Below are 1,692 nucleotides of genomic sequence, written 5' to 3'. Positions count from 1 at the left end.
CCATCGGCGTCCACCGCCAGAACGGCGCCACCAACATCGCCGCCGCCCTCCGACGAACCGCCCGCGATTACCGCCGCCCCCTGCCCGCCCTCGGCGGGACTGTAAATCGTTCGGTGTAACTCCCGATCAAGGAAGATGCATCGATGACCCGTGAGAACGTGACCCACTCCACGAAGGCGTGTGGAAGGTCCAGTGCGGCAGCATAGTACTCCAGTGAGACTTCGTGTCCTGAGCTGGTTCTTCTTTGGTAGTGGCAGTTCCGGGCGGTTGCTTGGTGTTGTCGTCGCCAGGTGGACCCTTGGGAATCGGTTGTCCGCCATCCTCGGCTCAGTCCCCTCCCCGGTGGGGCACAGGTTAAAAATCAACCTCCGGATCTGTCAGCCGGGCAGCTACCCTGGCGCGCATACCGGTCATGGACAATGAGGGATCCGTCTTGCGGCGGGTCCACTCTCTATGAGCGACCACCCTGTCAGATGGCCAGCCGTGGGTGCGGCATATCGCTGCGCAGACCCGCTCAACGGCGTCGAGCTGAGCCGCGGGGTAGGGGTCGTTGCCGTCGCCGAGGTTTTCGATTTCGAAGCTGTAGAAATGGGCATTGCCGTCCACGGCATCAGGCCCGGGTCGGTCGGACACCGGGGTGTTGCGGCGCATGGCGTCTAGGAGGCCAGCGGATCCTTTTCCGGCGTGGTTGGTGCGCCCATAGCCCACGAGGTGGACCCTCCCGTCTTTGGTAATCAGACCGATGCACAGGGGGCCGGGCAGGCCTGGCAGGCCCGTGCGGCAGATGCGGAGGCTGGCGGTCCCGGCCGTGTGATGCAGCATCACGCCGTGGACGGGGCCCCATGGGCCCTTGTGGTTGCGATTGTGGGTGTGCCAGCCGTCGTGCGCGCGGACGTGGACGCCTTCGACGAGCAGCACACGCAGAAAGACGTGGTCGGACAGGGGAACGGTCATACGTCCTCCTTGCCCTGTTGCACTTCCGGCGGGCCGTCGGCCCAGGGCGTGGTCCGGTGAGAGGCACGGCTCAGTGGCAGCCCAAGCGGCAGGAACGACGGCCGCCACCGCCGCAACGGCGGCGCGGATGACGGTGCGTCTGGACGGGCGTGATTTGTGCATGTGACCCCTCCGGCGAAGCGCGGCCCGCTGGTGGCCACGGCTGTCACGCACAGAGCCTTTTCAACTCGTCCACCGATCGAGTGACGGCTGTGTCGTATCGGGCCAGCGCAGAGTCATATCCGCTGCTCGTCTGAAGTCCGCGTTGAACAAGCTCATAATCCCAAGCCAAAGCCCGGACGACGGCTACCCAGGACCGTACGGGCTGCAAAAGAGTCTTCTTGGCGGTGTGAAGCGTGTGCATGTAAAGACAGACCCGCGGCCAGAACATGACGTAGGGCAGCGCTTTGATTGCCGCGGGGCGGTGCGTTTCCGACTCCCGAGGCTTCTCCATCGCGTCAAGTTGATTGGCGTGATCGGTGAGGCTGGTGGTCCAGGTTCGGGCGTGCTCCCTGAGCTTGATCCGCTTTGACGGACACCCCATTTGGTGTGGTGGTCAAGTGGCCAGGGCTGTTTCGTACTCGATGGGGCTTCGGTAGCCGACGCTGCTGTGCAGCTATGCAAGTTGTACGAGTGTTCGATCCACTCGAATATTGCGGTGTGGGCGGCGGCCCGGCTGGGCCACGGATGGTCGTCGCC

1 protein-coding gene is annotated in these 1,692 nt (G+C 64.4%); it reads right to left on the bottom strand.

The features are described from left to right. Positions 1 to 354 precede the first annotated feature (354 nt). The gene (locus ABZX75_RS34285) at positions 355 to 954 is read right to left on the bottom strand and encodes an N-acetylmuramoyl-L-alanine amidase (protein WP_355418151.1); all 600 of its coding nucleotides are present in this window, start codon (positions 952 to 954) and stop codon (positions 355 to 357) included. Positions 955 to 1,692 lie beyond the last annotated feature (738 nt).

This window comes from Streptomyces sp. NPDC003038, assembly GCF_040611115.1.
Taxonomy (GTDB): Bacteria; Actinomycetota; Actinomycetes; order Streptomycetales; family Streptomycetaceae; genus Streptomyces.
Note: the sequence above shows the minus strand (reverse complement) of the source record. Positions and strands in the feature narration are given on the sequence as shown.

Bases quoted from the DNA above. Each gene is read 5' to 3' on its own strand.
- ABZX75_RS34285 (WP_355418151.1), bottom strand. From the start codon at position 954: ATGACCGTTCCCCTGTCCGACCACGTCTTTCTGCGTGTGCTGCTCGTC.